The sequence below is a fragment of the Calothrix sp. NIES-2098 genome, assembly GCF_963875125.1.
In the GTDB taxonomy this organism is placed as follows: Bacteria; Cyanobacteriota; Cyanobacteriia; order Cyanobacteriales; family Nostocaceae; genus Aulosira.
In genome coordinates this window covers 2,975,922-2,992,239 of record NZ_CAWNKJ010000001.1, presented here as the reverse complement: position 1 = coordinate 2,992,239, position 16,318 = coordinate 2,975,922, and the positions used below count along the sequence as shown (strand labels likewise).

Below are 16,318 nucleotides of genomic sequence, written 5' to 3'. Positions count from 1 at the left end.
ATGCGATCGCACAAACATTAGTATCTGCGATAATACGTAATCTACAATCAAGCACAGTATAAACCTATTCCAGCTAGTTGTAATTTTAATTTCAGCTAATTTTGATTGATCTTTCCAGGGAGAATCTGTAAAAAACAGATTCTCCTTCTACTTGCTTACTGGTAGTTTTTAGTAACCTTTGATACAATAACTGGTTTACATTATTAATCCTTGGAGCTAAAAATATGAGGAGCTTCTGGTCAAATTTAGTTGAAGATTACATCCAATCGGGAGAAACTCTAACCCAGCAATATGAACCGAGAGAATCAGTTATTAAATTACTAGGTAATGGTGCTATCTATATCAAAAGTGATATGGATGCAGATGCTGATGGTTCACCTCGCGCGAGAATCATCGATCCTAAGTATGGTCAATTAGCGACTTCACTAATAAAACCTAAATGGCTAGGGGAATCTAATTATGTTAATGCTGAAACTATTCCTTACTTTGTATTACCTGCAAATTTTAATTCTGTATGTGGACTACCATATGAATTGAGGGAATTACTAGGTGATTTAGCGCTAATTCGTTGGCAAAACCGAGAAATTTTTGCAATATTCGCTGATGTAGGCTCTCGTAAAAGAATTGGTGAAGGCTCTATCAAAACAATTGAAGCTTTAGGTGGAAATCCGTGGAATTCAGATAAAAGCCGAATTATCAAAGGTTTACCATTCGGAGTAGAGTATCTGGTTTTTCCTAAATCAACAGCAAATATTCCTCTTCCTGCAACTTTTGATTCAATTCAACAGATAGGTGCTGAAGTTTTCCAAAAAATCTTCTCATCTTTAACAGTTTATTCAATGACCACAGAAGAGATGAAACAACAATCGGGGGTTAATAATATTGAAGTTAGGGAAATTCTAAATACTCCAGAATTTAAGACTGTAACAGAACTCAACTGTCGTAGTGGTGTGGGAACAGAGTATTCTATTTTAACAGTTATTCCGGCTAATACTGTTGTCAAAAATAAAGTAGCGTACACACCTGGGAATTCTCTGGTCTTTAATGTTGGTGCCAAAAATAATGGCTTATGGTTTATGGTAGAGTACCAAAATTATCGAGGTTTTGTTCGTGCTTCCAGTACTTACATTATCCCCTGGCGGCAAGATTCATCATTATTAGGATCTCCAGCAGAGAATATTCTATCTATCTAAATACTGGTCATTGTTTTTCCAGGCTTACAGTTGCTCTCCAAACAGCAAATTCATGTAAATTAATTTACTCTAGTCCCAATATGAGGATAGTAAATGCAGGTAATTTTCTTGGCACACCTGCATTTATTTATCAAAATAAAGGCACATTTATTCCGATATTTATGCCTACAGAAAAGTTGTCCAAATCTACTAATGGGTCAGATGAAGAGCCGAAAAGATAGGACGCTGAACCACTAATAAAAAAATCTGGGTTAATATTATAGATTGCTTCTAAACCAATTTGATTTTGGGTATCAAATCTATCTTGTTGAGTGAAGTCTCTTAAACTTAATCTATAATCTAATGCACCTTGAAATTGAGGTGTAATATCATAGCGCAAACGCGCCCCTAAGGTATTGGCGACGCGGTTTTGGTCGCTGGGTGTGGCAAAGCTGGCGCGTAGTTCGTAGAATGAATCGAGTCTGAGGCGATTGTCTAATTGGTCTTGTCGTCCGACACTTAAGCGAACCGAGTCATCTAATAATAAGCGATCGCCACTACCATCTCTATATAGTCTCTCCTGAACCCATCCCAGTTGACCATACATTCCCCTGGTAAGTCGTTGCTGTATCCCCACATTGAAGTTGAGATAGTTGTAATTAAAGTCTCCGCGATCGGCATATCTTACCAAACCACCACCCGCAGCAGCTATTAAGCGGGTATCTTCTGCTAGTTTAGGTGTTGCTAGTAGGGTAGCACTATTGATGAATACCGCATCACTTGGTTGAAATGCTTCAAAACCTGTAATGTTGGAACTAGTAAAAGCTGAAGAACGCAGCAATAGTTGCACATCAGGTTGACGGCGCTGGGGTGGTTGTTGTGGACGAGGAGTGATAATTTTAATCTCGCCTAATTCTGACTCAACATCCTGTGGATCGGTTGCTTGATTTGAGTCATTTACAGGAAAATCTGCGGGATTATTTGGGTCGCCTGGAACTACAGGTACTTGGACGACAACTGTATTTTCTGGTTTTGCTTGTGGAGAATCAGCTTGTGTAGAAACTGGGAAATTCTCGCTTGGGGTAGGATTAACAGCTGCGCTACGATGAATGTCCCAAGTCAATAACGTAGCTAACGAACAAAGCGCAATCGGAAAAGCACGCATAAGTAATTCAATATTCAAAAATAATTAATAGAAAATACCAAATATTGGCTAGAGGTTTTAGCGATTATCGCTTGATTTTGCAATTACTTATCGAAGTATTTGTCCTTGACCGCTAGTTTGACCACCAGTTTGACCGCTAGTTTGACCACCAGTTTGACCACCAGTTTGACCACTAGTTTGACCGCCAGTTTGACCACCTGGATCTCTTCTGGGTGGGGGAGTTACAATGTTGCGATCGTCTTCAAATCTCCGCAGTGGGTCATCGTTCGTAGTGATACAGTTAGTGGAAAGCGTACTAGCTCCACCACGGGAATTGACATTACACAAACCTTCAATCCAGACTTTTTGTGTATTTAATCCTGCTAAGGTTTCTTTTCTAACTTTATTGAGAATAACCTGCACATTAGGAGACTCTTGTGATACTAAAGCTTCTTGTCCAGGCCCTAAGCCAGTAGCTAGTTGACTGGTTTGGTAAAACCTCTGCAAATCAAAATTTTGTACTGGACTGATGACCCCGTTGTTAATTGTCACTGTTTGACCAGCTTGTAAAGTTTGCAGTTGAGTACCGTTGAGATTGGTGACTGTAACTGGCAGATTAGTTAAATTAAAAACTTGGGTAATATTAGTAGCACCGTTATGAGTCACAGCTACAGCGCCACTAGTGGCGGTTGGGGGTAATATATCTGAACCGGGAGGAGGTGCTGCTGCTATTACATTAATACGGCTTTGGGGAGTTTCGATTGTCGTTCCCGTACTACCAGATGGCGTGAGAATTAAAGCTGTACCATTTCGCAATTCAAAAATGGTTTCTGCTTTGTAAATTCCGCCAGGTAATTCAAAGCGACGTATTCCTGGCTTAAACCGAAAGGTTGCACTAGAACCAATTCTCGCTAGAGAACCTTCATTAAATAATAATTCGGCGCGCGATCGCGATTTTGTCTGAAGCGCATCTAAAGGAACCAACACATCCGCCTTTTTCGCAGCGCGCGGTGGTTTATCTTTTAGCAGCAATTGCACTTGATTCAGCAACTTGTAGACTTCTGCACGGGTTAGTAAATCTTGCTGCGCCAACGCTGGTGTTATCCAAGATGCTGTGAGAATCATCCCCACAACGATCTTTTGAACTAATGACCGCATCCACCACTCCATCACAACTATAAATAATCAAAATCCTAATTATAATTAGAACATTTGTTCTTAGCTAGATCTACACAGAGCGATCGCCTGGTTCCAGATCGCTGTTGTTACATTTGGTAAATATAAGCTGTTGGATAGATAAAGATCGCGGAAAAGCCACGATCGACTTTTGACTTCTTCATAAATTGTTGCAACTTATGAGTGCCGAATTTTTATCTAGTAAAGTTTAGTTTCAAGTATTACTCATCACAAATTAGTAGTGCTATTTTAATAGTTGAAGCTAGAAAGCTTCCCTGGCAGATAAAACAGCCAAGTAGGCAAAGTCCAAGTTAGTTAAGAGGTAAAAACGCTGTTAAATAGTCTGTCTCGTCAACTAACAACAACACCCAACTCGAAAGCTGATATTTCCTCAATGTGGTAAGAGGGGGTTATACACCTAAAACTTAATTACATCGCGAGTATGTAATTAATAGCTGTAGCCCCGTGTGTCTAGTTCAAACAGAGGAAATCACTAAGCAAGTCGTAGCTTGGGTGTTGTTGTTTTTAGGATTTTTTGATAGAAAAAAACAGAAATCACAACAGTATGTAAACTGGTTGTTGCAACTTGTGAGTGCTGAATTTCTATCTAGTAAAGTTTAGTTTCAAGTATTACTCACTACAAATTAATAGTGCTATTTTAATAATTGAAGCTAAAAAGCTTCCCTGGCAGATACAACAGCCAAGTAGGTAAAAGTCCAAGTTAGTTAAGAGGTAAAAACGCTGTTAAATAGTCTGTCTCGTCAACTAACAACAACACCCAACTCGAAAGCTGATATTTCCTCAATTTGGTAAAGAGGGGGTAATGCAACTGAAAATAGTTACATTGCGAGTGTGTAATTTAGTCGGTGTAGCCCCGTGTGTCTAGTTCAAACAGAGGAAATCACTAAGCAAGTCGTAGCTTGGGTGTTGTTGTTTTTAGAAATGAATGAGTGAGAGAAAAAGACCCACCACTTTCCGACTTGGCGATCGTTGCAGACGGCTAAATTGAAAATTTAGCGCGGTCTTAAACCCACTTATTCATCCACTCATTTTGGCGACTGATATCATGTCCGTTTAAATAACTGTGATTGCGACCGTAGAGCAGCAATAGCAGAGTTTTTTGGCAAGACTCTGACTTATCACCGCGTCAGCCGCAATCATCTTCTTATTCAGCAACGCCTTGAATTGGGTCTTACCTTAATGCTTGTAAATCAACATCAGAGCATCTTCCGGCTCTATCACAAGTGGTAACTAGTAAGGAACCGTTAGGTAAAAGAGATATTAAGAAATTATCGGGAGAATAGTTACGGGCAGGTTGTTTGGTATAGTAATCGGTGGGATTATAGCCAACTAAAATTAATCCTTTAGCTGAAGATTTTAGATACATAGTTTGCGAGATTACCCTAGTTCTTCGTAAGTTAGGGTCGTAGAATGTAGTTCCTAGTCCACCTTTATACCCATTCATAATTAAAACACTTTCATATACAACTCCATCAATACTGTAGGTTAACTTCCAGGTTCCATAAATAGGAGAATTTGCTTCTGAGTATTGAGCGATTTTATAATTCGACGATTGAGTAATAGTTGCTTGATTCTCAGTTGAATTATTTACAGATGTTTTTGCACCTGCTGGCTGTACACCAAATAATGCCATTCCAAGTAACAAAATTCCAATTGTAGCGGCTTTTTTCCCATTCATATATCAATCTTGTCCTTTGATTGAGCCTTCACTTCACACATATTTCTCAGCATCGGGAACTTATGCAAAAGATGAAGCTAATACCAATTTGAAAAAAGAATGTGACAGATGAGTAGGGAACATCAGTAAGATATCGGTTAATAAGAAAGTCTTTTGTTGCCGTGCCCCTACAAGATATATGGAATCAAGACGCGAAAACTGCATAAGTCCTTGCCCCTCTGAAATAAATATGAGAAAAGCGAGGAGAAACACCCATGAGTAGACAAACTCTCTCAATTTTGTTGCAAAAACTGAAACCAGCCTCAGCCAATTTTCATGTAAGCTTTAAACTAAGCCCCATCTAGCTCAGTAGATATTTTGAAAATAATTTAATCATCCAATTATCCTCAATCTAGCAATAGATTGACACCCAAACTCCTGGGTAATTTTTCATGCCTTTTAATTACGAATTACGAATTAAAAATGATGCCTAAATTTAAGCTTTACACTTTAACCTGCTTGCTGAGTGTTGTTTTATTATCCGAGTCAGTGGGAGCAAAAGCCACATTTAAACAAACGCAAATCGCCCAGCAGCCAACCACAACACAGCAAGATGTAAACCGCGCCGCAGCAGCAAAACTGTTTGATGAAGGGATGGCGCTTTACAAACAAGGTACAGCAGAATCACTGCAACAGGCGATCGCAAAATGGCAACAAGCGCTAGTATTGTGGCAGAAAGTAGGGGATAAAAAAGAAGAAGCCAGAACATTAGTATGGCTTGGCTATGTTTACTCCGCATTAGGGGAAAAGCAGAAGGCTTTGGAATTTTACAACAAAGCACTCCCACTATATCGGGCGGTGGGCGATCGCTCTGGGGAAGCTACTACCCTGAATAATATCGGCTATGTTTACTCCGCATTAGGGGAAAAGCAGCAGGCTTTGGAATTTTACAACAAAGCACTCCCACTATATCGGGCGGTGGGCGATCGCTCTGGGGAAGCTACTACCCTGAATAATATCGGCGCAGTTTACGACGATTTAGGGGAAAAGCAGCAGGCTTTGGCATATTACAACAAAGCACTCCCACTATATCGGGCGGTGGGCGATCGCTCTGGGGAAGCTACTACCCTGAATAATATCGGCTTAGTTTACGACGCATTAGGGGAAAAGCAGCAGGCTTTGGCATATTACAACAAAGCACTCCCACTATATCGGGCGGTGGGCGACAAAGATGGGGAGGGAACTACCCTGAATAATATCGGCTTAGTTTACGACGCATTAGGGGAAAAGCAGCAGGCTTTGGCATATTACAACAAAGCACTCCCACTATATCGGGCGGTGGGCGACAAAGATGGGGAGGGAACTACCCTGAATAATATCGGTAAAGTTTACTCCGATTTAGGAGAAAATCAAAAAGCTTTGGAGGCTTACAATAGTGCACTCCCATTGCGGCGTGCGGTAGGTGACAGGCGTGGGGAAGCTATTACCCTCAATAATATCGGCGTAGTTTACGACGCATTAGGGGAAAAGCAGAAGGCTTTGGAATATTACAACAATGCACTCTCATTGCGGCGTGCGGTGGGCGATCGCTCTGGGGAAGCTACTACCCTCAATAATATCGGCGTAGTTTCCTCCGCATTAGAGGAAAAGCAGAAGGCTTTGGAATTTTACAACAAAGCACTCCCACTATATCGGGCGGTGGGCGATCGCTCTGGGGAAGCTACTACCCTCAATAATATCGGCGGAGTTTACGACGATTTAGGGGAAAAGCAGCAGGCTTTGGCATATTACAACAAAGTACTCCCACTAAGACAGGCGGTGGGCGATAGGGGTGGCGAAGCTAAAACTCTGGTTAATATCGGGAAAGTTTACGCCGATTTAGGGGAAAAGCCGAAGGCTTTAAAATATTATAACAATGCACTCCCACTAATTCGGGCGGTTGGCGACAGGGATGGGGAAGCTTCTACTCTTGGTAACATCGCCCACCTAGAACGCAGTCGCGGAAATCTCCAAACAGCCCGCACCAATGTAGAAGCCGCTATCAAAATTATCGAAGAATTACGCACCAAAATTGACAGCAAAGAACTCCGCACTTCTTACTTCGCCACAGTTCAGGGTTATTACAAATTCTACATCGACTTGCTGATGGAACTGCACAAAAAAGAACCGTCCCAAGGATACGCTGCATTAGCCCTACACTACAGCGAACGCTCCCGCGCACGCAGCCTTATAGAGTTGTTAAATGAAGCTAACGCCAAAATTCTTAAAGGTGCAAACCCGCAATTAATAGCACAAGAACGGGATTTACGACAGCAAATTGATGCTAAAGATACGCTGCGGCGTAATTTAGAAACTTCAACCAATAAAAACGACCTTGTTACCAAAGCAGCTATTGAAAGACTGAGCAAAGAAATCAAAAATCTCCTCAACCAATACCAAGAAGTACAAGCAAAAATCCGTGCTAGTAACCCTGAGTATGCAAAATTGACAAACCCAGATCCAGACAAAGATATTCTCAAATTACCGCAAATTCAACAACAACTAGATAAAGACACGCTGCTATTGCAATATTCCTTGGGAGAAGAACGCAGTTACTTATGGGCTGTCACTCCCACATCAATGCAAGTTTACACACTCCCCCCACGCCAAGAAATAGAAAAACTTACCGAACGAATAAGCCAAGATTTAAAATCACCAATAGCTAATGACGCTACTATTGCTAGTTCCAAAAAACTTAGTCAAATTATCCTTGCACCTGTTGCTGATCAATTACCAGGAAAACGTTTAGTTATAGTTGCTGATGGTGTGTTGCAAACCATTCCCTTTGCAGCTTTAGCTGATATCAACACCCAAGCCTCATCCTTACCTCACCCTAACCCTCTCCTCAAAGGAGAGAGAGGTTTGGAGAGAGGTTCTCTATATCAACCACTGATGGTAAACCATGAAATTGTCAATTTACCCTCAGCTTCTACCATCGCTTTTCAACGCCAACAACTTGCTAACCGCAAACCCGCACCAAAAGCCTTAGCCATCCTTGCAGATCCAGTATATAGTGCTACCGATAAACGAGTTACAGGTAAACCCGAAAATACTCAACTCGGTTCAAATTTAGAAATCGAACGTTCAGCCCTAGAACGTGCAGCCAGAAGCCTCAAACGCAATGGTTGGGATAGGTTAGAAAACACCGCAACCGAAGCCAAAGAGATTTTAAAACTAGTACCAGCATCCAGCAGCTTAGAGGCTTTGAATTTTGATGCAAACTACAACCAAGCAACCAGCAGCGCTTTAAATCAATTCCGCATTCTCCATTTTGCTGCTCACGGTTTTGTCAATCAAGAACAGCCACAGCTATCCGGAATAGTACTGTCATTAGTTGATAAAAAAGGCAACCCCATCAGCGGCTATCTGCGCTTGGGAGATTTGTTTAACCAAGATTACCCAGCCGAGTTAATTGTCTTAAGCGCTTGCGAAACTGGACTTGGTAAGAACGTTAACGGTGAGGGATTAGTTGGGTTGACACGCGGTTTAATGTATGCAGGTGCTGCGCGGGTTGTGGTGTCGCTGTGGAAGGTTGGTGATGAAAGTACATCGGTATTGATGCAGGAATTTTACAAACAGATGTTGCAGCAAGGTAAAACTCCAGCCCAAGCTTTGCGTGCAGCTCAAAGCAAGTTATGGCAAGATGGGCGCAGTCCTGATGAATGGGCGGGTTTTACTGTGCAGGGTGAATGGCGGTAAAGAAGGCAAAGGGCACAGATTAACGCGAATTGAAGTTATTGCCAATTGTAAGCGATCGCCATTGCGGGAATTTGATGACATCGGCTTGTGATATTAACGCATCGCCCTGTTATGCCAAAACGTCGGCTTGTGATATTAAAACATCGACCTGTTATGCCATAACGTTGGCTTGTGATATTAAAACATCGACCTGTTATGCCATAACATCGGCTCGTTATGCCAATGCGTCGCCCTGTTATGCCATAACATCTGCTTGTTATGTTAATGCATCAAAGAGCAATTGAATTGCATAGTGATGAGTAGGTGTTGGTAGTAATGGCAAACTTGGCAATGTTGTTGCTTACGATTATGGAAAGTACTGTGTATGAAGTCGCTGTGCCTTTAAATTCAATTTTTTATAAATGAATTGTGAATTTCTGATGATGAATCGGCTAATAGCGATGGTACTTTTACTCAAATTGCTAGAATACAGACGCCGAATTTAGTATTTTATTGAACACGTGCGGAAATACCAATTCCTTTATTTACTATTAGCACTCAACTTACTTGCTATCCTTGGCATGTATTATTTCTATAGGCCATCGCACCTTATCGCTTGCAAGCCAATCGAATTTATTGCCAGTAAAGATAAACAATATTTATATCCTCAGAAAATAGTACTTCAGCCTTGGCGCGGTAGGCATTATGTCTATGCTCTATTTTCGGTTCCTAAAGAATATAAAACTGACAAGTTGATCGAGGTGAAACTACCAGATAAAACCACCGAATGCGGAATTATTGAGCCTGTTGCTAACTCCTTTGATGGCGGTGTTTATGCACAACCCGATCGTTACTTAGTCAAGGGGCATTTACAAACAAGAGTCGCTTTTTCGCTAATTTTACAAGGTAAAAAAGACCAGTTGCAACAAGCTAATAACTGGACATTGGGTTATATCAATAATCATAGTCCACAGTAATTTTTTATTTGTCGCGGTGCCCAATTAAGATTAAAAGACAATACAGCAGATAAACTAGCATATACAGTAACTATTACTGCATATGCTGCATTAAACGCCAATATTTATACCAATTCCAATAATATTTACAACAGATAAATTCCTTGTCAGGGCACGGCAACCACAATCTTTTGGGATACCAAATTATCTTACTGGTGCTGTGCCCCTACTTATCTGTCGCGTTCTTTTTTCAAAATAGCGATCGCGCTTGCATAAGTTCCCCCTCGCCAGAAATATAAGGAATTGTAGTTAACCCAAAGCAAAGGGAACGTGGGGAAATGCCCCATGCCCCAAAAGAAATTGCTTTTCCGCAAAGGAGGTGAAACAATTAAAAATAAGTAGCTGAAATTCAGTAAAAATACCGTGGTAGCAGCAAAATTCTGGGAATTTGTCAAGCTAGACTCTACGAGTAAGCGCCGGGTGGAAATGATAGTTGCAGCTAGAAATTATTTGCAAACAAAATTTACAGGAGTTGAGCTTTCTGATAGTGCGATCGCTCGTCAACTTTGGCTACAAATGCAACAAGGTACAGCAAGCGACACTACAGAAACCAACTTAGCGGAAATTTGTTTGCGCTGCTATATATCTTCCCAAATCTATCAGGTTTGTCTAGATTTAGCGATGAGGTTTGGCAGTCGTCACGGTTTTCGGTGTGAGGATTTATTACCGTTCGTCTTGGACGATCAAGTAATCTTAGAAACTTCCAACAAAGCGCAACTAAGTACATCCTCTTATCAATCCTTAGCGACAAAACTCTTAAATACCTTCGACCCAACGAAAGGTTCGCTGAATGCATGGGTAAGTCGGTATGTGAAACAAAACCCAGAAATCAAGCGGTTTTTACTTCAGCATGGCGTGTTGTTAATTAGCGATTGGGCATTGTTAAACGATACAAATCCTAAGGAGTTACAACGAATTCTCGCAGATATGTATCATTTAACGCTAGGAGAAATTGAGCAAGTCTGCCAATTGTTGATTAGTTATCACGCAGTTTACCGCGAAGACCGCTTGCAACAAAGGCTAGCTGGAGTAACGCAACCCTGTCAAATCCCGACATCGGAACAGTTAACTCGCATTGTTCATGACTTGCAAAGCCGAACTAATCGCAAAATCGGTAAAGAAGCTGTGTTAACTCAACTGCAAGCAATCGCAAGCAAGCTGAGACAATACCGCATTGCAGCCCAAGGTGGTTATGTTTCCTCTGTTGCTTACGATCGCCCAGAGATACAACCCATTGTAGAGCGATCGCAACTCACGCAAGTTGACGATGAAACCACAGAATTTATGCAGTTATATCAACAGCAATTTCTCGAATCTTTAGATAAAGCTGTTGCACAAGTCTTAGAAACTTCTCTTGATAAACTGCAACGTAAACGTGCGACTAATCCAGAAATTACCCAATCATTTATCACTGCTTTACACCTGTTTCATTGCCAAGGTCTAGCGATGAGCCAAATCGCACCGCAAATTGGCATGAAAAAACAATATGAAGTAACGCGGTTATTAAAGTTAAATGAATTGCGCGCTGATATTAGACAAAATTTATTATTGATCTTACGCGATCGCGTTTTAGAAATCGCCCAACAATTTACCAATTATGAACGCTTGCAACGTTTAGATCAACAGTTGGAATTGATTTTAGACGAACAAATTTCTCGCATCATCCAAGAAGCCGAATCGGAAGCGAAAAATCCCGTGCGGAATCAACCTTTATGTAGTTTATTAGCTCGTCGATTATGTCGGTATTTGGAAGGCAGGAGGTAGGGGGGATGAGGGAGTGTGGGGAGTGTGGGAAGGGTGGGGAGAAATGGGACAAATGACCAATGACAAATCACAAATGACAAATGACTAACTTATGATTCAACCTACATCAAATTTAAATTTAAACGATTATGTTGATTGGCATTCGCTGAATGAAACTCGAACAGAATTATTACCGGAAAATTTACAACAAGCTGTACGTTTGAGCCAATCAATTCACCTGCCACAACAACGCTGGCCAGTTTACCTGTGTGCGTTGGCAACTTTAGGATTTGAGCAATGGATAAAAGAACGCGCACCCGATCTAGAAATACACAGCGATTCTGCTTCAATTTGGCAACCAGCAATTGCAAATTTATTAGCAGCAGCTTGTAATATTCAAGTGGGCGCTTTTAAGATTTGTCTCATAACTGCCAGCGTTTTACCTGACCAACATCGCATCCCTAATGCAGTTTTTGATATTCCCGATTTTGCTGCTCATTTCTATGTGTTGATGCAAGTTGAGGAAGAAGCACAGCAGGTTGCGATATCTGGATTTATGAACTACGAGCAATATCGTAGTTATCAAGCAACAGCAAGGTTACAACTCGAGCCAGATTGGACATACACTCTACCTCAATCTTGGTTTAATTCTGACCCTAACGCCTTACTACTAAATCTACGCTGTCTCAACCCAGATGCCATACAGCTACCTATAAATATTCCCTCAATAGAAACTAATACAGTTGCAGGATTAAAACAAAAGCTTACAAGAATCAAACCTCAACTACAAAAGCAACAACCTTGGGAATTACTCACAATTAACGAAGGCATAACTTTACTAAGTAACTCAGATTTAATTCACTGGGTTTACAAAGCAGCAACTCCCTCCCTGATACAACCATTAATTAATGTTGGTTTATGGTTAAACAATCAAATTGATATAGTTGCTCAAGAATTGGGTTGGATGTTAATGCCATTACCAGCATTATCACAATTACGTTCCTTACAAGAAAATTTTGACCGAATTCGCGCTAGTTTAGAACAACAGGGAGTTTATATTCCCTCTTCAGCACGGGGTGCGTTTCGTGACTTAAATAGCGAACAAAGTAGTTTGCGAATGTATGCAATTACCTGGGAACTAACAGAAACAGCAGATAACCGAGAATGGACATTGCTAATTGCTTTAGGTTCCCAACCGCAAACACAAATCCCAAATACTCTAACCTTAGAGGTGCGCGATGAAACACAACAATTATTTGAACAAACTCTATCAGATACCAGTCAAGGTATACTTTACGCTCAAGTTATTGGCGATTGGAACGAGCGATTTTGGGTGACAGTAACTGCCGATGATATTGTATTTGAAATTCCGCCTTTTGGTTTGGCGTTAGAAAGTGCTTAAAGGCAGAGGGCAGAAGGAGGGAAAAAGAAGAATTACGTTTTTAGTATTAGCTAATTATTTAAAACTTGTATTCTTTGCGTCTTGGCGGCTTTGCGCGAAATAAAAATTCTAATATGAAAAATAATAACCATATTTTTAATCTAAAAGTTCAAAAAGTAGAGCAAATTTGTCTATTTGAACTCGCTTGGGGAAAAGACCAGCGATTAACTACACAAATTAATTATCCCCCCGCCCTCACTCAGCTGTATCAAGATTGGCGAAAAGCATATCTTAACTTTTATCGCTCCGACCAAATGCGCGGACGCACTGTTGATGGTGGTATAGCTAAACTCACTATCGATTGGCACGCCGAACTTGTGAAAGCCGAAACGAAATTGATGTATGAGTTTCATCGCTGGTTACGCAGTGCTGAACTTTATGAAATTCGTGCCCAAATTGCTCAAGAAAGTCAACAAATAATTAAAGATAATCCCGACACTAACGCACCCATACAAATATTCCTTACCTGTGCGCCTTTAGAATTAGCTCGTTTTCCTTGGGAAGCCTGGGAATTAGGTAATGAATTTGCCACTAATGAAGCAATTCAATTCATTCGCACACCTTTAAATATTTCCACACAAGCACAAGAAAAACGTCAAGGCAGACCCCGCATTTTAGCAATTTTGGGCGATGATACTGGCTTAAATTTTAAAGCGGAAAAAGAGTCTTTAAAATCCCTGTTACGCATAGCTGATGTCGAATTTGTCGGTTGGCAACCACAACACACTGCGGCGCAGGTAATTCAAGAAATTACTGATGCAATTACCGATGAACGCGGTTGGGATGTGTTATTTTTTGCTGGACATAGTAATGAAACCGACATCACAGGCGGCGAATTGGGGATTGCGCCAGGCGTGTCAATTGCGATTAGCGAAATTGCACCGCAACTTAGCATCGCCCAAAAACGCGGACTTCAAGTAGCAATTTTTAATTCATGCAGTGGTTTAAGTATTGCAGATGCGTTAATCGATTTGGGTTTTGGTCAAGTAGTGGTGATGCGCGAACCCATTCATAACAGCGTCGCCCAAGGATTTATGGTGCGATTTTTGCAAGGACTGGCGAAACATCTTGATGTGTACGAGTCGTTGACGGAAGCGCGGCAATTTCTACGGATGGATAAAAGTCACACTTATCCTTCATCTTACTTAGTACCTTCGCTATTTTGCCATCCGGGAGCCGCACTCTACCGCATTCCGGCTTTTCGCTGGCAACAACGCCTGCGTCAAAGTATACCAAATCGCTTAGAGGCGATCGCTCTCGCTGCCAGCCTTACTCTTGGCCTGCTTGTCCCGGTTCAAGAAATGCTGCTAGAGACAAGATTACTTACTCAGTCAATTTACCGCAACGTCACAGCCCAAATCCCATCGGAGGAAGCCCCCCCAGTCGCTTTAGTCCAAATTGATGAAGAGTCGCTTTACCGCGCCCAAATGCCGAATTCCCAACTTTTGCCAATGAACCGCAGGTACATCGCCAAGTTGGTAGATAGTACGAGAAAGTTAAATGCTTCTGTTGTAGGTTTAGATTTTATTTTTGATACACCCCAGAAAGATCCGCCATCGGGAGATAAAGATTTAGGTAAAGCCGTGCGTCAAGCGGTAGATGCAAATATGTGGTTAATGTTTGCGGCTGTTCTGCAACCCGATCGCGAAGTCGGTACAAATGAAGCACTGAACATTAATAACTGGGATTGGACATTGCAAGGATACATTGATGCATACCCAAACTTAGTAGAATTACCAGATGGCAATAACGACTGTCGTAAAACTTGCCCGTTCGCATATTTGCTGTCTTTAGTGCAGCTAGCTAAACAAGAAATCACAGCCTTACCCCAACCGCAAACTAACCGCCAGCAGAATCTCCGGGCGCAACTACTCGATGCAATTCAGCAGTATCCCAACAAAGGTAACTTATCTACGCTGCGAGATTGGCGATCGCCTTTTGGTTTACAGCCAATCTTAGATTACTCAATTCCCCCGAAGCAAGTTTATACCCCGATTCCCGCTTGGCAATTGATTGAAAACCCAGATATCAACAAATTTCCTTTACTTTCCAAGCAAGTAGTTTTGATCGCAGTTGGTAGCGATCGGCGTTTAGGAATTGCAGCCGGTCAACCCGATCGCTCTCTAGCCCCAGCCGCCATCAGTTATTGGACAAAGCAAGAGTGGCTGACAGGTGGTGAAACTTTAGCATACATGATGCACCATTTTCTAACCCAGCGTTTGGTAATTCCTATCCCCGATATTTGGACGATTGGGGTGGCAATTATTCTCGGTAAAATCACAACCTTGGCGATGAAAAATCAGTTGCGTTTAAAACCCAGCCGTCGTCAGCAAATCATAGCAGGTGCAATCGGTGCAGTCATCCTCTACGGAATTGCCGTATTGCAACTATATATTTCTGTGGCGATTTTAATTCCCTGGTTTTTACCCTCATCAGTTTTCCTCATCTACGTTTTACCAGCTACAAAGAGAAACAATCATGCGTAAATTATTTAGCTTTGCACTCATTCCTTTAGCGATCGCTTTTGGCGGTATCCCTAACGAACAACACATTGCTAAATCTGAGCAACTCATGGCTCAATCTAGTGATTTGTTTGCCTTTTTTTGGAAGCGTCGTCCCAGAAAGCCTTTAGCCTCTAGAGGAACTAATAATCCCATCTGTGCGATCGCCCCTGGCTTAATAGAAACATACATTGTTTGGAGCGATCGCCCTTTATTTTTATGGCACAGTCCCGGAAACAATCAAGACGCTCAATTAATTGTTCGCGATTACGAAACTGAAAAAGTCGTGTGGCAAACACCAGTTAAAATTGCCGACCAAAAAGTTGTTTACGGTGCAGAACAACCCTTAGAAGCGGGCAAATTCTATCAATGGCAATTATCAGACAGCACAAACTGGACAACATTTCAAGTCATGCCAGCAAGCGATCGCCAAAAAATTCAAGCTCAATTGCAAACCTTAGAGCAACAACTTAAAGCCAACAAAGCCTCTTCCGAAGAAATCGCCCTCAAAAAAGCCGATTACTTTCTTAATTATCAACTCAAACACACAACAGAAACAGGTACTTTCCATCCTTGGTCTGATGCTTTTCAAGTTCTTTACCAAGTAGAAAAACCCTCTGCATCCTTCATCAAGCAACGCGAAACATTTGTCACAGATGTGTGTAAACCACGCTCATCTGCAACTTCTCCAGCCCAATAACCGTAGGGCGGGGTTTCCCCGTCCTCTAAC

10 protein-coding genes are annotated in these 16,318 nt (G+C 41.5%); 7 read left to right on the top strand and 3 right to left on the bottom strand.

The genetic code is table 11. The annotated features are described in order from the left end of the window. Positions 1 to 224 precede the first annotated feature (224 nt). Positions 225 to 1,193 carry a glycoside hydrolase family 75 protein gene (locus AACU33_RS12560; RefSeq protein ID WP_096588863.1) on the top strand — a complete coding sequence of 323 codons (969 nt, stop codon included), beginning with the start codon at positions 225 to 227 and terminating at the stop codon, positions 1,191 to 1,193. 130 nt (positions 1,194 to 1,323) lie between these two features. Here AACU33_RS12560 and AACU33_RS12555 read toward each other — a convergent pair whose 3' ends face one another. The 3 genes from AACU33_RS12555 to AACU33_RS12545 all read right to left on the bottom strand — a co-directional run bounded on the left by AACU33_RS12555 (position 1,324) and on the right by AACU33_RS12545 (position 5,191). Continuing rightward, entirely contained in the window at positions 1,324 to 2,337 is a 1,014-nt protein-coding gene (locus AACU33_RS12555; protein ID WP_096588861.1) for an outer membrane beta-barrel protein, read from the bottom strand. Between the two features lie 87 nt (positions 2,338 to 2,424). Then, the gene (locus tag AACU33_RS12550) at positions 2,425 to 3,474 is read right to left on the bottom strand and encodes a hypothetical protein (protein WP_339375958.1); all 1,050 of its coding nucleotides are present in this window, start codon (positions 3,472 to 3,474) and stop codon (positions 2,425 to 2,427) included. A gap of 1,210 nt (positions 3,475 to 4,684) precedes the next feature. Continuing rightward, on the bottom strand, positions 4,685 to 5,191 hold the full coding sequence (locus tag AACU33_RS12545) for a hypothetical protein (RefSeq protein ID WP_096588859.1): 507 nt from the start codon (positions 5,189 to 5,191) through the stop codon (positions 4,685 to 4,687). A 462-nt stretch (positions 5,192 to 5,653) separates the two neighbouring features. Between AACU33_RS12545 and AACU33_RS12540 the strand changes: the two genes are divergently transcribed. The 6 genes from AACU33_RS12540 to AACU33_RS12515 all read left to right on the top strand — a co-directional run bounded on the left by AACU33_RS12540 (position 5,654) and on the right by AACU33_RS12515 (position 16,288). After that, on the top strand, positions 5,654 to 8,908 hold the full coding sequence (locus tag AACU33_RS12540) for a CHAT domain-containing tetratricopeptide repeat protein (RefSeq protein ID WP_096588857.1): 3,255 nt from the start codon (positions 5,654 to 5,656) through the stop codon (positions 8,906 to 8,908). 740 nt (positions 8,909 to 9,648) lie between these two features. Next, positions 9,649 to 9,864 (top strand): hypothetical protein, encoded by a 216-nt coding sequence (locus tag AACU33_RS12535; protein ID WP_339375957.1) that lies wholly within the window; start codon positions 9,649 to 9,651, stop codon positions 9,862 to 9,864. Positions 9,865 to 10,266: 402 nt separating this feature from the next. Next, positions 10,267 to 11,667 carry a hypothetical protein gene (locus AACU33_RS12530; RefSeq protein ID WP_096588853.1) on the top strand — a complete coding sequence of 467 codons (1,401 nt, stop codon included), beginning with the start codon at positions 10,267 to 10,269 and terminating at the stop codon, positions 11,665 to 11,667. Between the two features lie 91 nt (positions 11,668 to 11,758). Beyond that, on the top strand, positions 11,759 to 13,048 hold the full coding sequence (locus AACU33_RS12525) for a DUF1822 family protein (protein ID WP_096588851.1): 1,290 nt from the start codon (positions 11,759 to 11,761) through the stop codon (positions 13,046 to 13,048). A 113-nt stretch (positions 13,049 to 13,161) separates the two neighbouring features. Further along, positions 13,162 to 15,573, top strand: coding sequence for a CHASE2 domain-containing protein (locus AACU33_RS12520; protein ID WP_096588849.1), 2,412 nt, complete (start codon positions 13,162 to 13,164; stop codon positions 15,571 to 15,573). Continuing rightward, complete coding sequence (locus AACU33_RS12515) at positions 15,566 to 16,288, top strand: DUF928 domain-containing protein (RefSeq protein ID WP_096588847.1); 723 nt, start codon at positions 15,566 to 15,568, stop codon at positions 16,286 to 16,288. The genes AACU33_RS12520 and AACU33_RS12515 overlap by 8 nt, the downstream gene beginning before the upstream one ends. The last annotated feature ends 30 nt before the right edge of the window (positions 16,289 to 16,318 follow it).